The organism is Flavobacterium zubiriense (assembly GCF_041729725.1).
Lineage (GTDB): Bacteria > Bacteroidota > Bacteroidia > Flavobacteriales > Flavobacteriaceae > Flavobacterium > Flavobacterium zubiriense.
On the sequence record NZ_JBCFQL010000005.1, the window covers coordinates 188,071 to 214,564 of the forward strand.

Annotated in this window: 25 protein-coding genes and 1 tRNA gene; 21 read left to right on the forward strand and 5 right to left on the reverse strand. The window is 33.2% G+C overall.

The annotated features are described in order from the left end of the window. Positions 1-65: 65 nt before the first annotated feature. Complete coding sequence (gene gldB, locus AAGV28_RS06280) at positions 66-1,022, forward strand: gliding motility lipoprotein GldB (protein WP_373405971.1); 957 nt, start codon at positions 66-68, stop codon at positions 1,020-1,022. Beyond that, on the forward strand, positions 1,022-1,357 hold the full coding sequence (gldC, locus tag AAGV28_RS06285) for a gliding motility protein GldC (protein ID WP_373405972.1): 336 nt from the start codon (positions 1,022-1,024) through the stop codon (positions 1,355-1,357). The genes gldB and gldC overlap by 1 nt, the downstream gene beginning before the upstream one ends. Positions 1,358-1,439: 82 nt before the next feature. Here gldC and yihA read toward each other — a convergent pair whose 3' ends face one another. Both yihA and AAGV28_RS06295 read right to left on the reverse strand, forming a co-directional pair. Further along, the gene (yihA, locus tag AAGV28_RS06290) at positions 1,440-2,060 is read right to left on the reverse strand and encodes a ribosome biogenesis GTP-binding protein YihA/YsxC (protein WP_161644289.1); all 621 of its coding nucleotides are present in this window, start codon (positions 2,058-2,060) and stop codon (positions 1,440-1,442) included. Between the two features lie 26 nt (positions 2,061-2,086). Next, positions 2,087-2,866: an alpha/beta fold hydrolase gene (locus tag AAGV28_RS06295; protein ID WP_373405973.1), complete on the reverse strand. Its 780-nt coding sequence runs from the start codon at positions 2,864-2,866 to the stop codon at positions 2,087-2,089. 379 nt (positions 2,867-3,245) lie between these two features. Between AAGV28_RS06295 and mraZ the strand changes: the two genes are divergently transcribed. The 17 genes from mraZ to AAGV28_RS06380 all read left to right on the forward strand — a co-directional run bounded on the left by mraZ (position 3,246) and on the right by AAGV28_RS06380 (position 21,218). Then, positions 3,246-3,716, forward strand: a complete 471-nt coding sequence (gene mraZ, locus AAGV28_RS06300) for a division/cell wall cluster transcriptional repressor MraZ (RefSeq protein ID WP_373405974.1) — start codon at positions 3,246-3,248, stop codon at positions 3,714-3,716. Then, positions 3,691-4,599 carry a 16S rRNA (cytosine(1402)-N(4))-methyltransferase RsmH gene (rsmH, locus tag AAGV28_RS06305; protein ID WP_373405975.1) on the forward strand — a complete coding sequence of 303 codons (909 nt, stop codon included), beginning with the start codon at positions 3,691-3,693 and terminating at the stop codon, positions 4,597-4,599. Before mraZ ends, rsmH begins: the two co-directional genes overlap by 26 nt. Positions 4,600-4,659: 60 nt before the next feature. Then, the gene (locus tag AAGV28_RS06310) at positions 4,660-5,007 is read left to right on the forward strand and encodes an FtsL-like putative cell division protein (RefSeq protein ID WP_373405976.1); all 348 of its coding nucleotides are present in this window, start codon (positions 4,660-4,662) and stop codon (positions 5,005-5,007) included. Beyond that, complete coding sequence (locus AAGV28_RS06315) at positions 4,998-7,001, forward strand: penicillin-binding protein (protein WP_373405977.1); 2,004 nt, start codon at positions 4,998-5,000, stop codon at positions 6,999-7,001. The genes AAGV28_RS06310 and AAGV28_RS06315 overlap by 10 nt, the downstream gene beginning before the upstream one ends. Positions 7,002-7,042: 41 nt before the next feature. After that, positions 7,043-8,509 (forward strand): UDP-N-acetylmuramoyl-L-alanyl-D-glutamate--2,6-diaminopimelate ligase, encoded by a 1,467-nt coding sequence (locus AAGV28_RS06320; RefSeq protein ID WP_373405978.1) that lies wholly within the window; start codon positions 7,043-7,045, stop codon positions 8,507-8,509. Between the two features lie 7 nt (positions 8,510-8,516). After that, positions 8,517-9,746, forward strand: a complete 1,230-nt coding sequence (gene mraY / locus AAGV28_RS06325; protein ID WP_373405979.1) for a phospho-N-acetylmuramoyl-pentapeptide-transferase — start codon at positions 8,517-8,519, stop codon at positions 9,744-9,746. 47 nt (positions 9,747-9,793) lie between these two features. Further along, positions 9,794-10,156 (forward strand): four helix bundle protein, encoded by a 363-nt coding sequence (locus AAGV28_RS06330; protein ID WP_373405980.1) that lies wholly within the window; start codon positions 9,794-9,796, stop codon positions 10,154-10,156. Positions 10,157-10,207: 51 nt separating this feature from the next. Then, on the forward strand, positions 10,208-11,542 hold the full coding sequence (gene murD / locus AAGV28_RS06335) for a UDP-N-acetylmuramoyl-L-alanine--D-glutamate ligase (RefSeq protein WP_373405981.1): 1,335 nt from the start codon (positions 10,208-10,210) through the stop codon (positions 11,540-11,542). 109 nt (positions 11,543-11,651) lie between these two features. Next, the gene (locus AAGV28_RS06340; RefSeq protein WP_373405982.1) at positions 11,652-12,941 is read left to right on the forward strand and encodes an FtsW/RodA/SpoVE family cell cycle protein; all 1,290 of its coding nucleotides are present in this window, start codon (positions 11,652-11,654) and stop codon (positions 12,939-12,941) included. A gap of 10 nt (positions 12,942-12,951) precedes the next feature. Further along, positions 12,952-14,046 carry an undecaprenyldiphospho-muramoylpentapeptide beta-N-acetylglucosaminyltransferase gene (murG, locus tag AAGV28_RS06345; protein WP_373405983.1) on the forward strand — a complete coding sequence of 365 codons (1,095 nt, stop codon included), beginning with the start codon at positions 12,952-12,954 and terminating at the stop codon, positions 14,044-14,046. Between the two features lie 21 nt (positions 14,047-14,067). Next, positions 14,068-15,420: a UDP-N-acetylmuramate--L-alanine ligase gene (gene murC / locus AAGV28_RS06350; protein WP_373405984.1), complete on the forward strand. Its 1,353-nt coding sequence runs from the start codon at positions 14,068-14,070 to the stop codon at positions 15,418-15,420. Beyond that, entirely contained in the window at positions 15,404-16,129 is a 726-nt protein-coding gene (locus AAGV28_RS06355) for a cell division protein FtsQ/DivIB (protein ID WP_373405985.1), read from the forward strand. The genes murC and AAGV28_RS06355 overlap by 17 nt, the downstream gene beginning before the upstream one ends. Positions 16,130-16,135: 6 nt before the next feature. Continuing rightward, the gene (gene ftsA / locus AAGV28_RS06360; protein WP_373405986.1) at positions 16,136-17,515 is read left to right on the forward strand and encodes a cell division protein FtsA; all 1,380 of its coding nucleotides are present in this window, start codon (positions 16,136-16,138) and stop codon (positions 17,513-17,515) included. Positions 17,516-17,566: 51 nt separating this feature from the next. Then, entirely contained in the window at positions 17,567-19,519 is a 1,953-nt protein-coding gene (gene ftsZ / locus AAGV28_RS06365; RefSeq protein WP_373405987.1) for a cell division protein FtsZ, read from the forward strand. A 183-nt stretch (positions 19,520-19,702) separates the two neighbouring features. Further along, a complete protein-coding gene (locus AAGV28_RS06370; RefSeq protein ID WP_373405988.1) occupies positions 19,703-20,152 on the forward strand; it encodes a GatB/YqeY domain-containing protein in 450 nt (149 codons plus the stop codon). A gap of 86 nt (positions 20,153-20,238) precedes the next feature. Then, positions 20,239-20,312 (forward strand) — tRNA-Arg (locus AAGV28_RS06375). 90 nt (positions 20,313-20,402) lie between these two features. Then, on the forward strand, positions 20,403-21,218 hold the full coding sequence (locus tag AAGV28_RS06380) for a zinc-dependent peptidase (protein WP_373405989.1): 816 nt from the start codon (positions 20,403-20,405) through the stop codon (positions 21,216-21,218). Between the two features lie 36 nt (positions 21,219-21,254). Here AAGV28_RS06380 and rpe read toward each other — a convergent pair whose 3' ends face one another. From rpe to AAGV28_RS06395, 3 genes are all read right to left on the reverse strand, one after another. Then, complete coding sequence (rpe, locus tag AAGV28_RS06385) at positions 21,255-21,917, reverse strand: ribulose-phosphate 3-epimerase (protein WP_373405990.1); 663 nt, start codon at positions 21,915-21,917, stop codon at positions 21,255-21,257. 164 nt (positions 21,918-22,081) lie between these two features. After that, entirely contained in the window at positions 22,082-22,945 is an 864-nt protein-coding gene (locus tag AAGV28_RS06390; protein ID WP_007804760.1) for a sigma-70 family RNA polymerase sigma factor, read from the reverse strand. 157 nt (positions 22,946-23,102) lie between these two features. Beyond that, positions 23,103-24,626: a helicase HerA-like domain-containing protein gene (locus AAGV28_RS06395; RefSeq protein WP_373405991.1), complete on the reverse strand. Its 1,524-nt coding sequence runs from the start codon at positions 24,624-24,626 to the stop codon at positions 23,103-23,105. A 381-nt stretch (positions 24,627-25,007) separates the two neighbouring features. On the opposite strand from AAGV28_RS06395, the gene AAGV28_RS06400 reads away from it, so the two are divergent. After that, positions 25,008-25,826 (forward strand): MotA/TolQ/ExbB proton channel family protein, encoded by an 819-nt coding sequence (locus AAGV28_RS06400; protein WP_373405992.1) that lies wholly within the window; start codon positions 25,008-25,010, stop codon positions 25,824-25,826. A gap of 42 nt (positions 25,827-25,868) precedes the next feature. Then, positions 25,869-26,492 (forward strand): ExbD/TolR family protein, encoded by a 624-nt coding sequence (locus AAGV28_RS06405; RefSeq protein WP_373405993.1) that lies wholly within the window; start codon positions 25,869-25,871, stop codon positions 26,490-26,492. The last annotated feature ends 2 nt before the right edge of the window (positions 26,493-26,494 follow it).

Genomic DNA, 26,494 nt, shown 5'->3' on the forward strand with positions numbered 1-26,494 from the left:
TTGCGTGATATTTTGATAACATACTGGTTATCCTAATTTAATGATGCAAATTTAACAAAAATAAAATGAAAACTTGTGTAATTTTCTTAGTTCTCTCGTTCTTTTTTTTGTCATGCAATACTAAAAATAAAACGGAGAATTCTACAGAGGTATTTCCAGTAGTATTAGAAGTGATTCGCTTTGATAAAATATTTTTCGAAACAGAACCTCAGGATTTAGTAAAAGTTAAAAAAGAGTTTCCTTTTTTCTTTCCAGCTGGAAATGATGATGCTGTTTGGTTAGAGAAAATGCAAAATCCGCTATGGAGAGAATTGTATACCGAAGTTCAAAAGAAGTTTTCTAATTTTGATTCGTATAAAGCCCAATTGGAAACTACTTTCCAGAACATACAGCATTATTTTCCAAAAACAAAAACGCCAAAAGTGTATACTGTTATTTCCGAAATGGATTATAATAATAAGGTAATTTATGCAGATAGTTTATTGATTATTTCCCTTGAAATGTATTTGGGTAAGGAACATAAATTCTATCAGTTTCCTAATTATATTAAACAAAATTTTGAAGACCAACAACTTTTACCTGATGTGGTAGAAAGTTTTGCTAAAAGTCAAATTCCACCTTCAAAAGAAAAAAGTTTTTTAGCTGCGATGATTTATGTTGGAAAAGAATTATATAGTAAAGATAGGCTTTTGCCTGATTATAAAGATTCCGACAAAATAGGCTATACGCCACAACAATTGCAATGGTGTGAAGAAAATGAAAGTTACATGTGGCGTTATTTTATTGAAGACCAATTGTTGTATAATGATGATCCTAAATTAATTCCACGATTCATTAGTCCAGCACCTTTTTCTAAATTTTATTTAGAGATTGATAATGAGTCGCCGGGTAGAGTGGGAACATGGATAGGTTGGCAAATTGTTCGCTCATATATGAAAAATAATGAAGTATCTTTGCCGCAATTAATGCACACTAGTGCTAAAGAAATCTTTGAAAAATCAAAATATAAACCTAAAAAGTAATGTCAGATAAAAATAGATCAGAAATTAATTTTCTAGTAGAATTAGATGAAAACCGCATTCCGGAAAAATTGTATTGGACAGCAAAAGATGGCGGAATAGAATTAGAGGAATCAAAAGCGATAATGTTGTCTGTTTGGGATAGTAAAGTGAAAGAAAGCATGCGTATTGATTTGTGGACAAAGGATATGCCAGTGGATGAAATGAAGATTTTCTTTCACCAAACTTTAGTAGCAATGTCTGATACGTTTCATCGTGCTACTGGCGATGAAAAAATGGCGGCTACAATGAAAGATTTTTGTGAGTATTTTGCAGAAAAATTAGAGTTGACTAAATAAGTTTTGAAAAATCCAATACAAAAATCCCAAATTCCAATTGTTAAACTTGGAATTTGGGATTTTTTATATTGGGTGTTTTTATCTAAAATCCGCTGTTGTTCTTGAAGATTTCTTGATTTACTTCGTCAATATAGCTTAATAAATCTTCTTTTCCTGTTCCTTCAGTTGACGAGGTTACGAAATAAGGTGGCATTTCGGCCCAATGGTTAGCAAACATTTGTTTTTTGTAGGCAGCAACGTGCGCGTCGATTTTTACTCTACTGATTTTGTCAGCTTTGGTAAAAATAATGCAAAAAGGAATTTCGCTTTCGCCCATATAGCTCATAAATTCAATATCGATGGCTTGTGCGTCATGACGAATATCAATCAGTACAAAAGCGCAAGCTAGTTGTTCTCTTTTTTCAAAATAATCGGTAATGAATTGTTGGAAAACTGATTTTGTTTTTTTTGAAACTTTAGCGTAACCATATCCCGGCAAATCGACTAAAAACCAATTGTTATTTATTAAAAAATGATTAATCAATTGTGTTTTTCCTGGTCTTCCAGATGTTTTGGCTAATTTTTTTTGGTTAGTCAACATGTTTATTAATGAAGACTTTCCTACATTCGACCTGCCTATAAAAGCATATTCGGGCAAAAAGTCTTTAGGACATTTGCTTACGTCTGAGTTGCTAATTACGAATTCGGCGGTGTTGATTTTCATATTTTTTGATGTAAAAAAGCTCTAAATTATAGTGTAGGAACTTTTAAATTAGTTTTTGTTAGCCATTCTTCTAGTAGATTATTGAATTCATCTGGGCGTTCCATCATGGCAGCATGGCCACACTGGTCGATCCAGTACAAAGAAGAATTTGGTAATAATTTATTGAATTCTGTTGCTACTTCCGGAGGGGTAACTTTATCATTTTTTCCCCATATAATGCAAGTTTGAACGTGCATTTTTGGTAAATCTTTGGCCATATTATGACGAATGGCACTTTTAGCAATGGTTAACGTTTTGATTAATTTGATACGGTCATTTACCGTTGCATATACTTCGTCAATCAATTCTGGAGTAGCAATTTTTGGGTCGTAAAATACGTCTTCAGCTTTTTTCTTAATGTATTCGTAGTCTCCTCTTTTAGGGTAGCTGTCGCCCATGGCGCTTTCGTAAAGTCCTGAGCTTCCTGTTATTACAAGTCCTGCTACTTTTTCAGGATACATTTTAGTATGATACAATGCAATGTGTCCTCCTAGTGAATTACCTAAAAGAATAACTCTTTCAAAACCTTTGAAAGTGATAAAGTCTTTTACGTATTTAGCGAATGCTTTTACGTTAGTTTTTAGTAAGCTTTGTGTATATATGGGTAAATCGGGTATAATAATTTTGTATCCTTTGTCAGAGAAGTAACGAGCTACGCCATCAAAGTTGCTTAAGCCTCCCATTAATCCATGTAAAATGACAATAGGGGTTCCTTCTCCTGCCTCGTAATAGCTATATCTTCCTTCTTTTTTATAGTTTTTTTCCATGCTTTTGAATGCGAATTTCAATTTCGACAAATATAGGATATAATCAGTTAAAATGAGTTTCTGAATACTTTTTTTGAGGAAAATATTATAGAATTTACTTGTGCTTGTAAATAACGGGTTTGGTTATGGTTTCGAATTTTTAATGCTTTTTTAGAAAATTAAGTTCTGTTTTATGCCTGATAAAAGCTTGTAGCAGCCACTTGCTTTTTTGAATTGAATTGTGTTGTCTACTAGAAAAGTGAAATAGCTAATGTTCTGATAGTCTAAAAATTAAGGGTTTTGTGGTAGAAGTGGGTAAACTTATCAACAAAGTGGTAGAAAGTGGTAAAAGGTGGTGAAATTTTTTATATTTTTGCTCTATATCATTAAAGCGATTCTTTTGAATACAATTGTAGGAACATATGAGTGTAAAGTCGATGCTAAAGGAAGGGTTTTGTTGCCTGCTCCTTTAAAGAAGCAATTGGCGGCCTCTCTTCAAGACGGTTTTGTCTTGAAGCGTTCTTTGTTTCAGCCTTGTTTAGAGTTGTATCCAATGGAAGAGTGGAATTTGATGATGCAAAAAATCAACAAACTCAATCGATTTGTAAAGAAGAACAATGACTTTATTCGCAAGTTTACTGCTGGTGTTAAGGTAGTTGAGATTGATGCTTTGGGGCGTTTATTAGTGCCTAAGGATTTGGTGAATTTTGCCAGTATTGCTAAAGATGTTGTTTTTTCGTCTGCGGTGAATATTGTGGAAATCTGGGATAAAGATTTGTATGAGCAGTCAATAGATGATGGAGTTGATTTTGCAGATTTGGCCGAAGAGGTAATGGGTAATATAAATGACGAGAACAATGGAGTATCATAATCCAGTTTTGCTTAAAGAAACAGTAGATGGTTTAAATATTAAGCCTGATGGAGTGTATGTAGATGTGACTTTTGGTGGTGGTGGTCATTCGAAAGAAATTTTAAGACGATTAGGTCCAAATGGAAAATTATTCGCTTTTGATCAAGATGAAGATGCTTTAGCAAATGCGCTTCCTGATGAGCGATTTGTATTGATTAATGAGAATTTTAGACATATAAAACGATTCTTGCGATTTTACGGCGCAAGAAATGTTGATGGGATTTTAGGCGATTTAGGAGTTTCTTCTCATCAGTTTGATGTGCCGGAAAGAGGTTTTTCAACTCGATTTGATGCCGAATTGGATATGAGAATGAGTCAGAAAAACGATTTGAATGCTTATAAGGTAGTTAATGAATACGATGACGCTAATTTGAGAAGAGTTTTCTATGATTATGGTGAGTTGAAAAATGCACCAGCTTTATCAAGAACAATTATAGAAGCCAGAGAAAATCGACCAATAAAAACTACCGATGAACTGAAAGATGTGTTGGCGAAATATTTACCAGAACGCGTTCGAAATAAAATTTTAGCCCAAATCTATCAAGCCATTCGTATTGAGGTAAATCAAGAAATGGATGTTTTAAAAGAATTTTTAGAGCAATCATTAGAGATTTTGAATCCACAAGGAAGATTAAGTGTGATTTCGTATCATTCTCTGGAAGATCGTTTGGTAAAAAGATTTATGAAAAACGGCATGTTTGAAGGAGAACCAGAACGCGATTTTTTTGGAAATTTTTCAGTTCCATTCAAAACAATTGGAAAATTAATTGTTCCGGATAACGAAGAAATTAAGATCAATAATAGAGCAAGAAGTGCCAAGTTAAGAATTGCCGAAAAAAAATAAAGATAACAAATTAACGCCCAGTTTTCCTCTACTTTGGAGAGGGTTGGGGGAGAGAAATAAATGAAAGCAAGTGTCTATAATTTATTAAAAGCAAGATTTTTAATCGATGATGATGCGATAAAGAATTGGCGTTTTATTGTTTTTTTGATTGTTTTGGCAATCGTTATGATTGCCAATACACAGCGTTACGAGCAAAAAGTATTTAAAATAGCCGAATTAACTTCAGAAGTAAAAGAAATGCGTTCGGAGTTTGTAGACAGACGTTCGGAATTGATGAAACTACGAATGGAATCTACGGTTTCTGAAAAAATGTTAGAAAAAGAAATTTTTCCATCAACAGTGCCTCCAGTGAAGATAAAAGTAAAAAAAGTAGAAGAAAAAAGTTTCCTAAAGAAATTATGGCAGTAGATGATAAATACATATCGTACCGAATTTATCTAGTTGCATTTGCTATTTTTTTAATGGCAATTGCAATTGCTGTTAAGTTGACCAATATTCAATGGGTTGAAGGAGATTATTATAGAGAATTAGCTAAGGAAAGAACGGTTAGAAACTTTGTTATTCCTGCTAATAAAGGAAATATTTATTCTTCTGATGGAAGTTTGCTTGCCACTTCGATACCAAAATACATTATTCGTTTTGATGCTTTGGCTCCAAAAAAAGAAGCTTTTGAGCAAAATGTGAATGCTTTAGCCGATTCATTAGCGACTATTTTAGAAAAATCAGCAGGCTATTATCAAAACGAATTAAGAAAAGCAAGAGCGAATAATAACCGATATTTTTTAGTTGCCAGAGATTTGAGCTATACTGATTATATGAAAATAAAGAGTTTCCCTTTATTTGGATTAGGTCCTTACAAAGGTGGAATTATTGTAGATCAAAAAACAGTGCGCGAACATCCTATTGGAAAAATTGCAGAGAGAACTATTGGTTACGAACGAAAATATCAAGAAGGACATTCGGATGGAAAAGGAATCGAATGGGCTTACAAAGATTATTTAAATGGTAAGGATGGTAGAATTCTAAAACAAAAAATTGCTAAAGGACAGTGGAAGCCTATTCGAGATATAAACGAAGTGGATCCTCAGGATGGATACGATGTCATTTCGACTATTGATGTTTACATTCAAGATATTGCCCACCACGCTCTGTTGAAACAATTGCAAGATTACGAAGCCGATCATGGTTGTGTGGTAGTAATGGAAACGCATACGGGTCAAGTTAAAGCAATTTCTAATTTAGGGAGAGCTAGCGATGGTACGTATTATGAAACTACTAATTATGCAGTAGCCGAATCTCACGAGCCAGGTTCTACTTTTAAATTAGTTGATTTAATGACTATCCTAGAAGATAAAGTAGCTGATACCAGTACCGTTTATGATACAAAAGGAGGGATAATTAGATATTCAGGTAAGGCGGTTAGGGATTCACATGAAGGAGGTTATGGAAAAATTTCTTTAGCGAGAGGTTTTGAATTGTCATCAAACACGGTTTTAGTTCAAGCGGTGTATGAAAATTATAAAAACAATCCTTCTAAGTTTGTTAATCGCGTTAATTCCTATGGTTTGAACAAGCGATTGAATATGGATTTTAAAGGAGAAGGACGACCGTTTATTCCGCAACCTACAGATAAAAACTGGTCTAATATCTCATTGCCATGGATGGCTTTTGGATATGGAGTTTCGGTTACGCCAATGCAAACCTTAGCGTATTACAATGCTGTTGCAAATAATGGTGTCATGGTAAAACCACAATTTGTTTCCGAAATTAAAGAATGGAACAAAACCATCAAAAAAATGGAACCTGAAGTGATTAATCCTAGAATTTGTTCACAAGAAACACTTTTAAAATTGAAAGAGGTTCTGAAAAATGTGGTTAAAAGAGGAACAGGTTCTAAATTATATTCTAAGGATTTTTCTATGGCAGGAAAAACAGGAACAGCTCAGGTAAATTATGGAAAAAGCGATGGCTCAAGCTTGTATTATGCTTCTTCTTTTGTGGGTTATTTTCCAGCTGATCATCCTAAATATTCTTGTATTGTAGTAGTGCATAAGCCTAATACAGCAAAAAACAACTATTACGGAGCCGATGTTGCTGGTCCAGTTTTTAAACGAATTGCACAAAAGATTTTTACCGAAGTTCCTTCGACAAACGAAATCAAAAAACTAGATAAAAAGATTCCAAAGCAAGAGAAAAGTTACAACGAATATTTTGTAAAGCTTCAAAAATCGCAACAATTGATTCCTAATGTTAAGGGAATGCCAGGGATGGATGCCATTGCTTTATTGGAAAACTTAGGAATGAATGTTAGAATAAAAGGTATTGGAAAAGTAAAAAATCAATCGCTACAGGCGGGTCAAAATATTATAAAAAACACCACTATAACATTAGAATTGTTGTAGCTCACCCAACCTCTCCACACGAGAGCGGAAAAATAAAAAAAATGAATAAATTATTAAAAGACATATTATATAGAGTAGCAATCGAAGCCGTTCATGGTTCGACTGATATTGCTATCGGTAAATTAGATTTCGATTCTAGAAAAATCGAAGCTAATGATGTGTTTATTGCCATTCGTGGTTCGATTTCAGACGGACATGATTATATTCAAAAAGCTATCGATTTAGGTGCTAAAGCCATTATTTGTGATACTTTTCCAGAACAATTTGTTAGTGAAATAACTTATGTTCAAGTAAGCGACACTAACAAAGCGCTTGCTTTTATGGCGGCTAATTATTTCGGAAATCCTTCTGAAAAATTAAAGTTAATAGGAATAACAGGTACTAACGGAAAAACGACAATTGCTTCTTTATTATATCAATTATTTAAAAAAGCAGGATTCAAAGTAGGCTTGCTTTCTACTGTAAAAATTTTGGTTGATGATGTAGAGTACAAGGCAACTCATACCACACCTGATTCTATTACAATCAATCATTTTTTGAATGAGATGATTAATGCAGGCGTAGAATACTGTTTTATGGAAGTGAGTTCGCATGGAATTCATCAAAAACGTACCGAAGCCTTGCATTTTAGAGGTGGCGTTTTTACTAATTTATCTCACGATCATTTAGATTATCATCCCACTTTTGCAGAATACAGAGATGTTAAAAAATCATTTTTTGACAATTTGCCAAAAACTGCTTTTGCTATTTCTAACATTGATGATAAAAATGGAGCGGTAATGTTGCAAAATACAATAGCTCAAAAAAGGACTTATGCACTAAAATCCTATGCGGATTATAAAGCGCAAATTTTAGAGAATTTGTTGTCAGGCTTATTACTGAAAATTGAAGGCAATGAAGTTTGGGTGAAATTAATAGGTGTTTTTAATGCTTACAATTTATTAGCTATTTACGGAACCGCTATCGAACTGGGTATGGATTCTTTAGAAACGCTTCGTTTATTATCCGAATTAGAAAGTGTTTCAGGAAGATTCCAATATATTGTTTCGGATTCGAATATTACTGCAATAGTTGATTATGCACATACTCCGGACGCTTTAGAAAATGTATTAAAAACCATCAATGAAGTACGTACTAAAAACGAACAATTAATCACAATTGTTGGTTGTGGTGGAAATAGAGATAAGGCTAAGCGACCAATTATGGGTGGAATTGCATCTGATTTGAGTAACAAAACCATTTTAACATCAGATAATCCCAGAGACGAAGATCCAGATGTTATTATTAGCGAAATGGAAGCAGGAGTGTTGCCGCACAATCACAAAAAAGTTTTTGCTGTTACTGATAGAAAGCAAGCTATAAAAATTGCTTGTCAATTGGCTCAGCCCAACGATATTATTTTAATTGCAGGAAAAGGACATGAAACGTATCAGGAAATCAAAGGTATTCGTACTGTTTTTGATGATATGAAAATTGTAAAAGAAATTTTAGACCAACTTCATAAATAGTAAAAATATGCTGTATTATTTATTTGATTATTTCAACAAAACATTGAATCTTTCTGGAACGGGAGTATTTCAATACATCACTTTTAGATCGGCATTGGCTTTTATTCTCTCATTGTTGTTATCTACAATTTACGGAAAAAGAGTAATTCATTTTTTACAAAGGCAGCAAGTTGGCGAAACGGTCCGTGAACTTGGATTAGCTGGTCAAAATGAAAAAGCAGGTACGCCTACTATGGGAGGTTTGATTATTATTTTTGCTACTTTAATTCCTGTTTTTCTGTTTGCCAAATTGCAAAATATTTATATCGTTTTACTAATTGTAACTACTTTATGGATGGGAACTATTGGTTTTGTGGATGATTATATCAAAATATTTAAAAAAGACAAACAAGGTCTTAAAGGAATCTTTAAAGTGTTTGGTCAGGTAGGATTAGGATTAATTGTGGGAAGCGTATTGTATTTTAATCCGCAGGTTACGGTTCGAACCGATACAGGAAAAATAAATATTTTTAAACAAACCACCGAAACTGTTATCACTCCAGCTGCTGTTGAAGAAAAATCCACAGCAACTACAATTCCTTTTTTCAAAAATAATGAGTTTGATTATGCTGAAATACTTTCGTTTATGGGAGACGGCTATGAAAAATGGGCTTGGATCATCTTTATTCCGGTAGTAATTTTCATTATTACAGCAGTTTCAAATGGAGCTAATTTAACCGATGGAATTGACGGACTCGCCGCGGGAACTTCAGCTATTTCAGTACTGGCATTAGCGATTTTTACTTTCGTTTCTGGAAATATTATTTTCTCTAATTATCTCAATATTATGTATATCCCTAATTCGGGAGAAATGACGGTTTTTATTGCCGCATTTGTGGGATCTCTCATTGGGTTTTTATGGTATAATTCATATCCCGCATCAGTTTTTATGGGAGATACTGGAAGTTTAACTATTGGAGGAATTATCGCAGTTTTAGCAATAGCTGTTCGAAAAGAATTATTGATTCCTTTATTATGCGGAATTTTCCTGGTCGAAAATTTCTCAGTCGTTTTGCAAGTGGCTTATTTTAAATATACCAAGAAACGTTTTGGCGAAGGCCGAAGAATTTTTCTGATGTCGCCGTTGCATCATCATTATCAAAAGAAAGGCTACCACGAAAGTAAGATTGTTACCCGATTTTGGATTGTGGCCATCATGTTAGCTATACTTTCCATTGTTACCTTAAAATTAAGATAGATAGTGTAATTAAAAATTGCGAATTACGAATTAAAAATAGATCACAAATGAAGGAGAATATAATTCAACAGAAATCATTTTTATTCGCAGTAAGGATTGTTAATTTATATAAATATTTGGTTTCTGAAAAGAAGGAATTTGTATTAAGTAAACAATTATTAAGGTCAGGTACATCGATAGGAGCTAATATTGAGGAATCCATTGGAGGTCAATCTGAAAAAGATTTTTTATCTAAGTTGAGTATATCATATAAAGAAGCAAGAGAGACAATTTATTGGTTAAAACTACTTAAAGAGACTGAATATATTTCAAAAAATGAATTTGAAAGTATTTTTAACGAAGCGGAAGAAATTTGTAAAATATTAGCAAAAATTCAGATAACAATAAAAAATAAATTTATGAATCAGTAAGTGAATGTGCGTAATGTAATTCATGATTTTTAATTCGTAATTTTTAATTAAATGAAGAGATTAGTAGTATTAGGTGGAGGCGAAAGCGGAGTAGGGACAGCCATTCTGGGAAAGGAAAAAGGATACGATGTTTTTGTATCTGATTTTGGAAAAATAAAAGAAAGTTACAAAGAAGTTCTTATAAAAAATGGTATCGATTGGGAGGATGAAAAACATACAGAATCTCTTATCTTAAATGCTGATGTGGTGATGAAAAGCCCTGGGATTCCAGAGAAAGTACCCATAGTAAAAAAATTAGTCGAAAAGGGAATTCCAGTAATTTCTGAAATAGAATTTGCAGCTCCTTTTACTAAAGCCATTACGATAGGAATAACAGGAAGTAACGGAAAGACAACCACAACAATGTTAACCTATCATTTGCTAAAATCAGCGGGGTTGAATGTAGGCTTGGCAGGGAATATCGGAAAAAGTTTTGCAGAACAAGTTGCCGAAGACAAGTACGATAGTTATGTGTTAGAGCTGAGTAGTTTTCAGTTGGACGGAATCATAAATTATAAGCCGCACATAGCTATTATAACGAATATTAGTCCAGATCATTTAGACCGATACGATTATAAATATGAGAATTATATCGCTTCGAAATTTAGAATTACCATGAATCAAACTGAAGAGGATTATCTCATTTATGATGCAGATGATGAAGCGATTTCAGAATGGTTACAAAAGAACAAAACAAGAGCAAAATTAATTCCTTTCTCACTGACAAAAACATTTGAAGAAGGAGCCTTTATAAAAAACAATACAATGGAAGCAACAATCAATCAAGAGGAATTTAAAATGGAAACAGAATCAATTGCCTTGGAAGGAAAACATAATTTAAAAAATGCAATGGCAGCAACTTCTGTAGCTAAATTGATGCAAATTAGAAAAGCAACAATTCGCGAAAGTCTATCTAATTTTCAAGGTGTTGAACACCGTCTTGAGAAAGTATTGAAAATCCAAAATGTACAATACATCAATGATTCGAAAGCAACAAATGTAAATGCTACTTTTTTTGCTTTAGATAGCATGAATACGCCAACAGTCTGGATTGTGGGTGGTGTTGATAAAGGAAATGATTACAATGAATTGATGGCTTTAGTTCGTGAGAAAGTAAAAGCTATTATTTGCCTTGGAGTAGATAATAAAAAAATTATCGATGCTTTTGGAAATGTAGTTGATATGATGATTGAAGTACAAAATATGCGTGAAGCCGTTATTATGGCACAACGTTTAACTGAAAAAGGAGATACGGTTTTGTTGTCGCCAGCTTGTGCTAGTTTTGATTTGTTTGAAAACTATGAAGACAGAGGTCGTCAGTTTAAAGATGCAGTACATAATTTGTAAAAAAAGTTAGGAGTTAGAGGTTAGGAGTTAGAAGTCCTCCATTTATTGAAAGTTTTTTCTAATAACCCAACCCCATAACTTATAACTGACAACACATAACTTAAAAACGATGAAACAACTAATTAGCAGATTAAAAGGAGATAAAGGGATTTGGTCATTCGTGGCCTTATTAGCCTTGTTTTCCTTTATGCCTGTTTTTAGTGCCAGTAGTAATTTGGCTTATTTGGGTCATGGAACGGGAAATACTTTAGGGTATTTGTTGAAACATTTGGCGCATATTGGCTGTGGTTTTGCCATTATTTATTACATTCATAAAATACCGTATCATTATTTCCGTTCTATATCTAAATGGTTGTTGCCTATAGTTTGGGTAGTTCTAGCCATTACCATGATAAAAGGAACGGTAATTGGCGGAGCTAATGCTAGTAGGTGGCTCCAAATTCCGTTTGTGGGGATTTCATTTCAGCCATCAGCTTTTGCGGCTTTGGTTTTGTTTGTATTTGTAGCACGTTATTTATCAAAAACAAGAACAGCACCTATTGATTTCTTAGAATCGTTGAGAGAACTTTGGTTGCCCGTTTTTATCACTTTGATATTTATTCTTCCTTCGAATTTTTCTACTACTGCATTAATTTTTTCTATGGTTTTAATGTTGGTCTTCATTGGGAAATATCCCATGAAGTACATCGGAATTATTGTAGGTTCTGGAATTATATTTCTAACCTTTTTTGTTTTGGTTTCCAAAGCGTTTCCAGATGCTAAATTTTTTAGTAGGGTTAGAACCTGGGAAAGCCGAATTGAAAATTTCAGTACAGATAAACCAGATGAAGACGATTACCAAATAGAGAAAGCTAAAATTGCTATTGCATCAGGTAAAATATATGGATTAGGACCAGGGAAAAGCGTTCAGAAAAACTTTTTGCCACAATCTTCTTCCGATTTTATTTATGCCATTATTGTTGAAGAATATGGTTTGATTGGAGGTTTAGGAGTGTTGTTTTTGTATTTGTTGTTGCTTTTTAGATTCGTAATAGCTTCGCATAAGGCCAATACACTTTTTGGGAAATTAGTCGTCATAGGACTCGGTTTTCCAATGATTTTTCAGGCTATGATTAATATGGCTGTGGCTGTAGAATTATTACCTGTTACGGGACAAACCTTACCTTTAATTAGTAGTGGAGGAACTTCAATCTGGATGACTTGTATTGCATTGGGAATTATCATTGGTGTAACCAAAAAAGAAGAAGAAATAGAACAGGAACAAAAAGATGCAGCGAAAAGAGAAGAAGCATTGCAACGATTAATTGATGCTGAAATTGCATTAGAAGAACAACAAAAAGAGTCTTATTCGATAGAAGATAAAATGGCTAATCCGATGAATGCCGTTTTAAATAAATAGATTGATAGCAATGAAACAGTATAAATTCATATTAAGCGGCGGAGGAACAGGTGGACATATCTATCCTGCAATTGCAATTGCCAATGAATTAAAATCGCGATTTCCGGATGCGGAATTTCTTTTTGTGGGAGCTGAAGATAAGATGGAAATGCAAAAAGTACCGCAAGCAGGATATGCTATTAAAGGTTTATGGATTGTTGGTTTGCAAAGAAAATTAACTTTGCAAAATTTATTGTTCCCGGTTAAACTCTTTGATAGTTTACAGAAATCGAGAAAGATAATCAAACAATTCAAGCCCGATGTCGTTATCGGTACAGGAGGTTTTGCAAGTGGTCCTTTGTTGCAAATGGCCAATACGCTTGGGATTCCAACGCTAATTCAGGAGCAAAATTCTTTTCCAGGAATTACTAATAAATTGTTGAGTAAAAAAGCACACACTATTTGTGTGGCCTATGAAAATCTAGAACGATTTTTTCCAAAAGGGAAAATGATTTTGACAGGAAATCCTGTTCGTCAGGATTTAATTGCTATTGAAAGCAAAAGAGCAGAAGCAATAGCATATTTTAATTTGGATGCCAATAAAAAAACGCTTTTGGTTCTTGGTGGAAGTCTAGGTGCCAGAAGAGTAAATCAGTTAATTGAAAAAGAACTAAAAAATATTCAGGATCAAAATGTTCAAATTATCTGGCAATGTGGAAAATTGTATTTTGAAGAGTATAAAAAATACAATTCAGAAAATGTTCAGGTAGTAGCTTTTATTGAAAAAATGGATTTTGTTTATGCTGCTGCTGATGTTATTATTTCGCGTGCAGGAGCTTCTTCGGTATCGGAATTATGTATTGTGGGGAAACCAGTAATTTTTATTCCATCGCCTAATGTGGCCGAAGATCATCAAACAAAAAATGCTAAAGCTATTGTCGATAAAAAAGGAGCACTTTTAATTAAAGAATCCGAATTGGAATCTGAATTTATTTTGGTTTTTGAAGCTTTGCTGAAAGATCCGGAAAAACAAAAGCAGTTGAGCGAAAATATAAAAGAACTCGCTTTGCCTGAAGCAACAAAGCAAATTGCTGACGAAATTGTGAAATTAATTAGAAATAAATAATCAGAAATACATTTAATAATTATGAACTTAAACCAAATACATAACGTCTATTTTATCGGTATCGGTGGTATTGGTATGAGTGCTTTGGCGCGCTATTTTAAGTATATTGGAAAACAAGTTTCTGGTTATGATAAAACACCAACAATTTTAACGAATGAGTTAATTGAAAGTGGAATTGATATTCATTTTGATGATGATATTAGTTTAATTCCCAAAGATTATTTTATCGAAAATACCTTAGTTATTATTACGCCTGCAGTTCCAAAAACACATGCCGAATGGAATTTCTTTTTAGAGCGTGATTATCAGGTCAAAAAAAGAGCAGAAGTTTTAGGAATAATTACCAAGGATACTTTCTGTTTTGCAGTGGCAGGAACACACGGGAAAACGACTACATCTAGTATTTTAGGACATATTTTACATGAAAGTGGTGCTGATGTTACGGCTTTTATTGGTGGAATTGTAGAGAATTACAATTCGAATTTAATAGGAAGTGGAAAAACCGTTACGGTTGTTGAAGCAGATGAATTTGATCGTTCGTTTTTGCATTTGCATCCGGATATTGCTTGTGTGACTTCTATGGATGCCGATCATTTGGATATTTATGGTACTAGTGATGCTATTAAAGAATCGTTTACTGAATTTGCTAATAAAGTAGAAGATAAAAGAAGGCTGTTTATTACTACTGATTTGCCTCTTTCGGGAGTTTCAGTAGGAGTTAATGAAGAAGCTGTATATAATGCTTTTAATATCAGAATAGAAAATGGTAGTTATGTTTTTGATGTACAAACACCTAATGCTATTTTAAAAGATTTCCGTTTTGGTTTACCAGGAAGACATAATTTGATGAATGCTTTAATGGCTCTTGCGATGGCTGTAAATTTCGGTACCCCAACCGATGCGATTGCAAAAGCCTTGGCTTCATTCAAAGGAATAAGAAGACGTTTTTCATACCAAATTAGAACTGAAAATTTTGTTTATATTGATGATTACGCTCATCATCCTACTGAAATAAATGCAGTGCATCAAGCGGTGAGGGAATTGTATCCAAATAAAAAAGTATTGGCTATTTTTCAACCGCATTTGTTTAGTAGAACAAAAGATTTTGCAGAAGATTTTGCAAAAAGTCTTTCGCAATTTGATGAAGTGTTGTTGATGGATATTTATCCAGCTAGAGAATTACCTATGGAAGGAGTAACTTCGGAATGGTTGTTGTCTAAAATGGATAACGAGAATAAAAAAATAGTTTCGAAAGAAGATTTAATAGCAACAATGTTGAAAAGTGACGCTCCAGTTGTAGTAACAATTGGTGCGGGCGATATAGGTGAAATGGTAGGAGCAATTAAAATAGCTTTAGATGAAAAAAATATTTAATTGGACAAACATCAGACTAATCCTAATGCTAGGGCTAATGGTTTTTCTTTTTTCATTCACTTCAAAGCGAAATGAAAAACGTAAAATAAGTAAAATTGATGTTGTTTTTGTAGGAGAAAACAATCTTTTTATTAAATCGGAAACGGTTAATAAATTGTTAATAGAAAATAAGAGTAACCCCTTAGGTATTGAAAAAGATAAATTAGATTTGAATAAGCTGGAAAGAAAACTCAATTCAAATGCGATGATTGATAAATCGGATGTTTTTGTAAGTATTGATGGTGTTCTAAAAGCGGTGGTGAAGCAAAAAACTCCTGTAGCCAGAGTGGTTGATGATTTTGATTCTTTTTATATTGATTATAAGGGAGGTAAGATGCCGTTATCGGATAATTTTACAGCTAGAGTTCCTCTCGTTTCGGGTAATGTAAATACTCAAAATGCAGAAAAATTAGCACAATTGTTTCGGGTAATTCATGAAGATGATTTTTTGAAAAAAAACATCATTGCAATTCAGGTTATGCCCAATGCTAGCTTAAAAATGTTCAATAGAAATTACCATTACCAAATTGAGTTTGGCAGTATGATGGATTTTGAAACAAAATTTAAGAACTATAAAGCTTTTTTTCAAAAAGCAGTTTTAGATAGTACATTGTATAAATATAAGAAGATTGACCTCAGGTTTACAAAACAAGTAGTTTGCACTAAATAATAGGAAATGGAAAAAGAGAATATTGCAGTAGGTCTAGATATAGGGACAACCAAAATCGTTGCCATGATAGGCAAGAAAAATGAGTATGGTAAGTTAGAGATTTTGGGAGTTGGAAAATCCAAAAGTCTAGGTGTGGCTAGAGGTGTGGTTAATAATATTACACAAACCATTCAGTCTATTCAGCAAGCAATTAATGAAGCAGAAACAAATTCAGGTTATAAAATTAAAGATGTTGTTGTAGGGATTGCAGGTCAGCACATTCGTAGTATTCAACATACTGATTACATTAGTAGAAGTAATCCAGAAGAAGTAATCGGTGGAAATGACATTCAATTATTGATTGATCAGGTAAATAAATTGGCCATGTTACCGGGTGAGGAAATTATTCATGTTTTACCTCAGGAATTTAAAATAGATGGACAATCGGAAATAAAAGAACCAATCGGAATGTATGGTGGACGACTAGAATCTAGTTTTCACGTTGTTGTTGGTCAGGCATCGTCTATACGTAATGTAGGACGTTGTATTCAAAGTTCTGGTATCGAATTATCAGGTTTGACTTTAGAGCCATTAGCTTCGTCTGATGCAGTTTTGAGTCAAGAAGAAAAAGAAGCAGGAGTAGCACTAATTGACATTGGTGGTGGAACAACTGATTTGGCTATTTTTAAAGATGGAATTATTCGTCATACGGCAGTAATTCCTTTTGGAGGAAATGTAATTACTGATGATATCAAAGAAGGCTGTTCTATTATAGAAAAACAGGCGGAATTGTTGAAAGTAAAATTTGGTTCAGCTTGGCCAGGAGAAAATAAAGACAACGAGATTGTATCTATTCCAGGATTAAGAGGAAGAGAACCAAAGGAGATTTCGTTAAAAAACCTATCAAAAATTATTCATGCTCGTGTAGTAGAAATAATCGAGCAGGTTTTTACAGAAGTAAAAGCGTATGGTCACGAAGATCCAAGAAAAAAATTAATTGCTGGAATTGTACTTACTGGAGGTGGAGCTCAATTGAAACACATCAAACAATTAGTAGAATACATCACAGGAATGGATACCAGAATAGGATATCCTAATGAGCATTTAGCAGGAAATTCAGATGAAGAATTTTCTAGTCCTTTATATGCAACAGCAGTGGGATTAGTAATGAATAGCATTTGTAATAATACACAAAGTGCTATTAGAAAAGAAGAGGTTGTTGCCCAAAGAGCGGTTTATTATCGCGAACCAGTTGTTGAAACTGTAGAACGATATGAGCATGAAGTAGAACAGTTAGAAACACAAAGTTATTCTAAAAAAGAAGAATCAACAGGAGAAAAAATTAAACGTTCCTTTTTTGATCGGTATGTTGATAAGATTAAAGATTTTTTAGATAACGCAGAGTAGTAAGATAAAACGATTAAAGACATAATAAATTAATATCAAATACCAAATAATATGACGAGCAACTCAGAATTTGGAAGCATTTCATTTGATTTACCCAAAAATCAATCCAATGTTATAAAAGTAATAGGTGTAGGTGGAGGCGGAAGTAATGCAATTAATCACATGTTCAAGCAAGGAATCAAAGGAGTTGATTTTATTGTTTGTAACACGGATTCACAAGCATTACAAAATAGTTCAGTTCCTAATAAAATTCAATTAGGAGTTAATCTAACAGAAGGTCTTGGTGCTGGAGCAAATCCAGATGTGGGACAACAATCAGCTATAGAAAGCATTGCCGATATCGAAAAGATGTTAGATCGTGGAACTAAAATGGTTTTTATTACAGCTGGAATGGGTGGTGGTACCGGAACTGGTGCAGCCCCTGTAATTGCTCAACTGGCTAAAGAAAGAGAAATTCTTACTGTAGGTATTGTAACCTTACCGTTTACTTTCGAAGGAAAAGTGCGTCAGGAACAAGCGCTTATTGGAATTGAAAAATTGCGTAAACAAGTAGATTCTTTAATTGTTATCAATAATAACAAATTAAGAGAAGTATATGGAAATCTTGGTTTTAAAGCAGGATTCTCAAAAGCAGACGAAGTTTTGGCAACAGCCTCTAGAGGAATTGCCGAAGTAATTACACATCACTATACTCAAAATATCGATTTACGTGATGCTAAAACCGTATTAGCAAATAGCGGAACAGCTATCATGGGTTCATCTGTAGCTTCAGGTGAAAACAGAGCTAAAGAAGCTATAATTGCGGCTTTAGATTCTCCGTTATTAAATGATAATAAAATTACAGGGGCCAAAAACGTATTGTTGCTCATCGTTTCTGGGTCTAACGAAATTACCTTAGATGAAATTGGTGAAATTAATGACCACATTCAAAGTGAAGCGGGTTATAACGCTAATATCATCATGGGAGTTGGTGAAGATGATACATTAGGTGATGCAGTTGCTGTAACAATCATTGCAACTGGATTTGATATTGAACAACAAAACGGAATTGTAAATACAGAACCAAAAAAAATCATACACACGCTGGAAGATGAGCAAAGAAGTGTTCATAATTTAAGTAATAATACAGTTGCAGGTTTTGATTTAAATATTGACAAACCAGTAAATAAAACCGAAGATAGAGTAGTATTTGATTTAATAGATGAAGATGAAGTGGTTGCTTTTGCTCCAACTCCAATCGTTCCAGTTGAGGGAAACGAACAATTGATGGCAATGTCTGAATTTATTAAAAATATAGATGTTACTTTCGAAATAGTTTCACCAATTAAAGAAGAAGAATTTACTTTTTCTACACCAAAAGTAGAAGAAGTAAAACAACAACTAATTATTGAACAACCAAAAGCATTCGAAAAACAAGAACAAACTTCTATTTCTTTTGATATGCCTTTGTTTAAAGCAGAACCAGTTCAGGAAAAAGAAGAAAAAGTATTTTTCGAATTAACAAATGAAACTAAAGAGATAAAAGTAAATCAAGCGGTTCAATTTGTGCCAGTTACTGAATTATCCGACAAAGGAGTTATCAAGTATTCTCTTGAAGAATATATGGATGCAGAAAATGAATTATTAGCTTCTAAACCAGTTTCAAAAGTGGCAGAAGAAGTAATTCCAGAGGAGTTAAACATTACAATGAAAAAAGTAGAAATGGCTCCAGAAAATTTTTCAAATGCCGAAGATATTTCTCCTATTGAGATGACAATTGAAGAAACTTTGCGTTTAAGAGCCGATGAAAGAAGAAAAAAATTAAAAGAATTTAATTATAAGTTTCATAACAACGTTTCTAAAATTGATGAGTACGAAAAAGAACCTGCTTACAAAAGATTAGGCATCGATATTTCTAACAATCAAACTAACAATGCTAACTCAAGAATTTCAGTGGGAACAGATAGTAATAACGATTTACAATTGCGTTCTAATAATTCTTATTTGCATGATAATGTAGATTAGTGAACTTAACTTTTTAGAGAATAACCCGAAAATTGCATTTAATTTTCGGGTTATTTTTTTTACCTTCGCATGGGGTTTAAGTCAAAGGAAATGCTTTTAAAAAGTATTTCTATCTTATCAAATTCGATTTATTCAAAACAACATCAAACAAAGCAGTTATTGCTTTTTAATAAAAAAATACAAATGAGTTTATCAACACAAATCATGGATGAAATGAAAACAGCCATGAAAGCCAAAGATACCGTTGCATTAGAAGCTTTAAGAGCCATAAAATCAGAATTACTTTTAGCACAAACTGCATCAGGTTCTAAAGAAGAAATTTCAGAAGATGAAGAGGTTAAATTGTTACAACGTTTGGTGAAAACTCGTAAAGAAAGTGCTAGGATTTTTGCAGAACAAAACCGTCCTGATTTAGTAGAGCCAGAATTAGCTCAAGTTGCAGTAATTGAGAAATTCTTACCAGCTCAATTAAGTGAAGAAGAAATTGAAGCTATAATTGCAAAAATCATTGCCGAAACAGGAGCATCTGGAATTGCATCTATGGGAAAAGTAATGGGATTAGCTTCGGCTCAACTAGGAGGGACTGCTGAAGGAAAAACTATTTCAACAATCGTAAAAAAATTATTAGTTTAATAAAATAGATTGTTAGTTTGAGATATTGGTTGAGTGATTTTTAAATCTAAAATCAGCAATCGTTAATCTAAAATCAACAATCAAATGACTGAGTAGTTCAACTGGATAGAATATCAGATTTCGACTCTGAGGGTTGCAGGTTCGAACCCTGTCTCGGTCACAAAATAAATAGCCTCAAAAATAATCAAGTGAGATTGGTTGTTTTTGAGGCTTTTTATTTTAAATTGTGTCCAATTATAAAATCAATTTAATGGAGTTCAATATATTATTTCATCTTTTTGTGCTTCTTGTTTTTGGAATACTTGCTCTTCTGTTGATTGTATTTAGGATTATTGAACCAACTTATGTTTTAATCTTTAAAAAACCGTTGTTTTTGCATATTTATCCTTTGTTGAAAAAGTTGAATGATGAGCAAAAAGTGATTTTAAAAAATCATTTCCCTTTTTACAATCGGCTTAATTTAAAAAAGAAAAGGTATTTTGAACATAGAGTAAAAGAATTTATAAGTAAATATGAGTTTGAGGGTAAGGATATAGAAATTACCGAATTCATGAAAATACTTATTGCTGGAACGTATGTTATGTTAACTTTTGGATTAAGGAAATATTTGATTGAATTATTTTCAAGAATAGTTGTTTATCCGTCCAGTTATTATTCGTCTTCAAATGATGCGTATCATAAAGGAGAATTTAATCTTGGAATGAAATCAGTTGTTTTTTCATGGGAAGATTATATTTTAGGGAATGAGATTTCCAATGATAATATTAATTTAGGATTGCATGAATTTGCTCATGCACTGCATTTTCATTGTTTGAAGAGTAATGACCCTAGTGCAGTTATCTTTTATGATGAGTTTAATAAAAGTATGCGATATTATAAAGATGAATTTCTGAATAATGAACTACGTTCTAAGGGCTATTTCAGGTTATATGCTTATCAAAACCAATTCGAATTTTTAGCTGTAATCCTTGAGCATTTTTTTGAGACGCCAGCTATTTTTAAAAAGCAGCATCCGGAACTATTTAAAATTATCGTAAAGATGATTAATTTTGAAGAAAGGGTTTAAAAATAAGAAAGTCCCAATTAAGGGACTTTTCTAGTTTTATAATGTGGTGATTTTCTTCAGATCGGCTACTGTTGCAATAGGATCAGCAGCGCCAAAAACGTAACTTCCTGCTACAAGAACGTCAGCACCTGCTTCTACGAGTTGAGCAGCATTTTTATTAGTAACGCCACCGTCAATTTCGATAAGTGTTGAAGCTCCTTTTTTATTAATCAAAGCTTTTAGTTTTCTGATTTTATCGTATGTGTTTTCAATAAATGATTGTCCTCCAAAACCAGGATTCACACTCATGATGCAAACTAGGTCAATATCATTGATTACATCTTCTAACAAATCTACATTGGTATGCGGATTTAATGCCACTCCTGCTTTCATTCCTTCGGCCTTAATCGCTTGTAGAGTTCTGTGTAAGTGAGTTGTTGCTTCCAGGTGAACCGTAAGTACATCAGCTCCTAGTTTTTTAAAAGTGCTAATATATCTGTCTGGGTCAACAATCATCAAGTGTACGTCGATAGTTTTTGTAGCGTGTCTTTTAATTGCTTCTAAAACCGGCATTCCAAAAGAAATATTAGGAACAAAAACACCATCCATGATGTCAATGTGAAACCAGTCTGCCTCACTAGCATTAATCATTTTGATGTCACGTTCTAGATTAGCAAAATCAGCTGCTAAAACTGAAGGGGCAATAAGTGTGTTTTTCATTATGGTTGTGTTGTGTATGATTTTTTGCAAAGGTACAAAATCAAATTAGAAATTATGTTTTCTTGATTGAGCAGTTTTTTTGCATGACTAAAAAGGGGGCGTTATGATTAGTGCAAAAAAAACTCCAGTGTTTAGCTGGAGTTTTTGTGATATTAATTTTAGGATTAACCTAAATATGTTTTTAATATTTTACTTCTAGAAGTATGTTTTAATCTACGGATTGCTTTTTCTTTAATTTGGCGAACTCGCTCACGAGTTAAGTCGAAAGTTTCTCCAATTTCTTCTAAAGTCATTGGGTGTTGATCGCCAAGGCCAAAATACAAACGAACTACATCAGCTTCACGAGGAGTTAATGTTTCTAATGAACGCTCGATTTCAGTGCGCAATGATTCATGGATTAATTCTCTATCTGGATTTGGAGATTCACCTGAACGCAATACATCATATAGGTTAGAGTCTTCTCCTTCAACAAGAGGTGCATCCATAGATAGGTGACGACCAGAGTTTTTCATAGACTCTTTTACATCATTTACTGTCATGTCTAGTTCTTTTGCGATTTCCTCAGCAGAAGGTGGACGCTCATTAGATTGCTCTAATAACGCATACATTTTGTTGATTTTATTGATAGAACCAATTTTATTTAAAGGCAAACGTACAATACGAGATTGTTCAGCTAAAGCTTGCAAAATCGATTGACGAATCCACCATACAGCGTAAGAGATGAATTTGAAACCACGAGTTTCATCAAAACGTTGAGCCGCTTTAATTAAACCTAAGTTTCCTTCGTTAATTAAATCAGGAAGGGTTAATCCTTGATTTTGATATTGTTTTGCTACCGAAACAACGAAACGTAAATTGGCTTTCGTCAATTTTTCAAGAGCTCTCTGATCTCCAGCTTTGATGCGTTGCGCTAATTCTACTTCTTCGTCAGCAGTAATAAGGTCAACTTTTCCAATTTCTTGTAAATATTTGTCTAATGATGCAGTTTCACGATTAGTAACCTGCTTGGTGATTTTAAGTTGTCTCATGATAATGTTGTCCCAATTTTTATAGTGTACAAATGATTATACGTGTACAGTTGAAAAAAGTTACAAAACTTTTAAAATAATTTATTTAATTTCAATATTGAACATTTAAAAAGCTAGTTTGAAGTGTACTTTTCGAACAGTCTTTCTTGTTTAGTCTTTATTTTTTTCTTAGAATTTTAGAAAGAATCCCAAAAGCACCCCGGATAAAAGTAGCACTTGTAAGTACTTTTAAGACTGATTTCCCAACAACTTCGGTAGTGCTAGTTTCTTTTTTGGCAGAAGTTTTTGTTGCTTTTTTTTCCTCTTCTTTGATGTTTTCTTCTTCAATATGTGCAATTTTTTTGTTCAGTATTTCATAAGCACTTTCGCGATCAATGTTTTCGCTGTATTTTTTAACCAGTTTAGATTTAGTGTTAATTTCTTGAATTTCACTTTCGGTTAAAACATCCATTCTACTCATTGGGGCTCTGAGCATTGTTGCTGCTAATGGTGTTGGAATTCCTTTTTCGTTTAAAGCGGTTACTAAGGCTTCTCCAATTCCAAGACTAGTTAGTATTTCGCTGGTGTTGTAAAATTCAGAACTCGGGTAATTATCAGCAGTTTGCTTGATGGCTTGTCTGTCTTTGGCAGTAAAAGCTCTAAGCGCGTGTTGGATTTTAAGGCCTAATTGGGCTAGTATCCCACTTGGTACGTCCATTGGATTTTGAGTGATAAAGTAAATTCCAATTCCTTTCGAACGAATTAATTTTACAATCGTTTCAATTTGTTCTAATAGTGTTTTGCTTGCTTCTTTGAATATTAAATGCGCTTCATCAATAAAAATCACTAATTCAGGTTGGTCTGCATCTCCCTTTTCAGGCATTTGTTGGTAGATTTCGGCAAGTAAACTTAGCATGAATGTGGAGAATAATTTGGGTTTGTCCTGAATGTCAGTCAAGCGAAGAATGTTTACATAGCCTTTTCCGTTTTGATCGATTCTCATTAAATCATCAATGTCAAAGGACATTTCTCCAAAAAAGAGTTCTGCACCTTGTTGTTCTAATTCGATAATTTTTCTCAGAATAATTCCTGTTGTTGAAGTTGATATTTTACCATAACTGGCTGATATTTCTTCTTTTCCTTCTTCGGTAATAAAATTAATTACTTTTTTAAAATCTTTGAGATCGAGTAGTGGCATCTTATTATCGTCACAATATTTAAATATAATAGATACAACACCTGCTTGCGTATCGTTTAAATCTAATATTCGAGAGAATAAAACCGGGCCAAATTCAGAAACCGTTGCTCGCATCCGGACACCACTTTGTTCTGATAAACTTAAAAGCTCTACTGGAAAACCAGCTGTTTGATAGGGGATATTGATTTTGTTATGTCTTTCGGTAATGAATGATTTTTCTTCCCCTTCTTTAGCGATGCCACTGAAATCACCTTTTATATCCATCATTAAAACGGGAATTCCGAAGGAAGATAGTTGTTCAGACAAGACTTGAATGGTCTTGGTTTTCCCCGTTCCAGTTGCTCCAGCAATCAATCCGTGTCTATTTAAGGTCTTTAAAGGTATTTTTATGTGGGCATTATTTAAAGTTTCTCCGTCTAGAATAGCTCCACCCAGTATTATGCTTTCTCCTTTAGATTGGTAACCTTGAGTGATGTGTTCGGTAAATTTTTCGCTCTTATTCATGAAAAGTGTGGGTATTTTAAGGTTATACAATATATGTGATTAATGTTCATTGGGGTTATCAATTTAATATTTACTGTAATTTTAAGCCTTTTTTTTTGTTAAATGAAAAAAAAAAATGCTTTTTGCACAAAGGAATCATATCTTGAAATATTACTGTATATAATCACAAATTAATAAATTTTTTTATCAAAATCTGTCGATTTTTATGAAGATATTGATAAAAAAATAATGTCAATGTTTTTTAAACATCAATTTACAATTGATTAATTTGAATATAATGAAAAAAAATTTTTTTATTTGAACTAAACATATAAATTTGCGGGACTACAAGTTAATTATAACTATATTAAATTATTTAAAACTATTAAAATTTAAAAAAAAATGGCAAACGTTAAAAAAGAAAGCAGTTCAAAAGGAGGAGGAATGATTTCAGGAATCATTATTTTATTGTGTGTGGGTGTAGGAGTTATGATTTGGAAATTTGTCATGGGCTCACCTGCTAACTTTGAGGGAGGAAATCCAGAAACTGGTCACCCAATTAATGCTTTAGGACAAGTATACCATGGAGGTGCAATTGTACCAGTATTGTTAGGGATGTTATTGATGGTTCTTGTTTTTTCAATCGAGAGATATTTTGTAATTTCTAAAGCGGCTGGAAAAGCAAATTTAGATGTTTTTATGACAAATGTTCAATCAAGTATTAAAGGTGGGCAAATTGAAGAAGCTATTGCTGCTTGTGACAAACAACAAGGTTCGGTTGCAAATGCAATCAAATCAGCATTAATTAAGTATCAAGACGTTAAAAAAGAAGGATTCAATAGTGAAGAAGCTTCTGAAACTATACACAAAGAAATCGAAGAGGCTACGTCACTGGAAATGCCAATGTTGCAAAAAAACATGACTATCATTTCTTCTTTAGTGTCTTTAGGTACCCTTATTGGTTTGTTAGGAACGGTATCTGGTATGATTAAAGCGTTTGGTGCGTTAGCTTCTGCTGGTACTCCCGATCAAGCTGCTCTTGCAAGTGGTATTTCTGAGGCACTTATCAATACTGCAACTGGTATTGGAACTTCTGCTGTAGCAATTATTTCTTATAATTTCTTTACTTCTAAAATTGATGATTTGACTTATTCAATTGATGAGGCTGCTGTTTCAATTGTAAATACTTACAGAAGATTCAGAGGAAGTTTGAAGCAATAATTATTTTGGTATTTTATAATATCAAATTAAAAAACAAAAAGAATGGCTAAAATAAAAATAAATAAAAATCCGGGGTCAACAGATATGACCGCCATGTGTGATGTTGCATTCCTTTTGCTTACTTTCTTTGTTATGACTTCAACAGCTAAGATTCCTGAAGTAATGCCTGTTGACACACCTGCATCAACTGTTCAAACAAAGTTGCCTGATTCAGATTTGGCAACCTTGACTATAGGTAATGTTGATGGTGAGGATAGAGTGTTTTTTGATCTTAAAGGGAAAGATGTTCGTAAAAAAACGCTTGAACTGATGGCAGAAAAATATGGTGTAACTTTCTCAGAAGAAGATAAGGATAAGTTTGCTTTAATGACTGATTTTGGAGTGCCAATTGGAAGTCTTAAGCAAATAATCGATATGAAATCTTCTGATCGTGTTAAGGCTAATCAAACTGGTATACCAATGGATTCGCTAAACAATCAATTGAAAGAATGGGTTTACAACGCTCGTAAGGCGAATATTGAAGTGAATGATAAAGAGTTGCAGGTAGCAATAAAAGGTGATGCTAAAGAGCAATATCCTGTTATTAGAAAAGTAATGGATCTTTTGCAAGATCAGAATGTAAATACTTTTAGCTTGATAACTGGACTAAGAGGAAAAGATTTTTAATA